The sequence below is a fragment of the Pantoea sp. Cy-639 genome (assembly GCF_011752525.1).
In the GTDB taxonomy this organism is placed as follows: Bacteria; Pseudomonadota; Gammaproteobacteria; order Pseudomonadales; family Pseudomonadaceae; genus Aquipseudomonas.
On record NZ_VWXI01000047.1, the window covers coordinates 1 to 835 of the forward strand.

Sequence of the window (835 nt, forward strand, 5' to 3'; positions counted from 1 at the left end):
CCCCCTGCACACCCTCCTCAGCGAAGACCTCGGCGCCGCCGCCGCTTCCGTCGACCACTGGCTGCAGGAAATCAGCTACGGCCTGGTCGACCTGCAACTGCTGCGCCAGCACGCCGAAAGCATCCCGGCCATGGCCAACTCCCTGGCCTGCATCGACGCGCTGATCGACATCCTCGAACTGGTCGAAAACCCCGACCCCGACCCGCTGGTATGGGTCAGCCTGGGCATCAACCTGATCGGTATCGTCCCCTACCCACCCGGCCTGTCCCGCGCCCGCACGGTGCTGCGCCCGGTCCTGCAACTGACCCGCCAGACCCTGCGCCGCCGCCCTGGCGCGCACATCGGCGCGGTGATCCTGGAAATCATCGACGGCCACCTGCACGCCAATATCCGCGGTGCCCTGGAGCACTACGTGCGCGAGGCCCTGGCCCAGTTGCCGGCCATGCTCAGCGCCGCCGCCGACACCGCGCGCCTGTTGTTCAACAGCCTGGCCAAGACGATTGGCGCCGCCGCTAGTGGCAAGCTGGATGCCGCCAGCAGCCACCGCCTGGCCCGCGCACAGATGGCCCAAGTGGCGCTGTACGACTCGGCCCTGGAGACCGACGCCTGGCGCCTGGCCCTGTCGGCCCTGGCCAATGCCACCGAGGGCAGCCTCAAGGACGGTTACAACAGCGTCGCCCGCCACTTCAGCGGCGAACTGGACAGCCTGCTCGGGCCACTGATCCGCACCCTCGAGGACCTGGCCAAGGTCGTGCCCCAGCGCCTGCAGGCCCTGGGCAGCGCGGGTATGGAAAACAGCATCGCCTGGCTGCTGACCCGCCTGCTCGAGACCGTG

The 835-nt window shown here is 69.3% G+C and carries 1 protein-coding gene; it reads left to right on the forward strand.

What is annotated here, in order from left to right; translation table 11 throughout:
* Positions 1-835: hypothetical protein (locus F3J43_RS23655; RefSeq protein ID WP_205298073.1), on the forward strand; the 835-nt coding region annotated here is incomplete at both ends.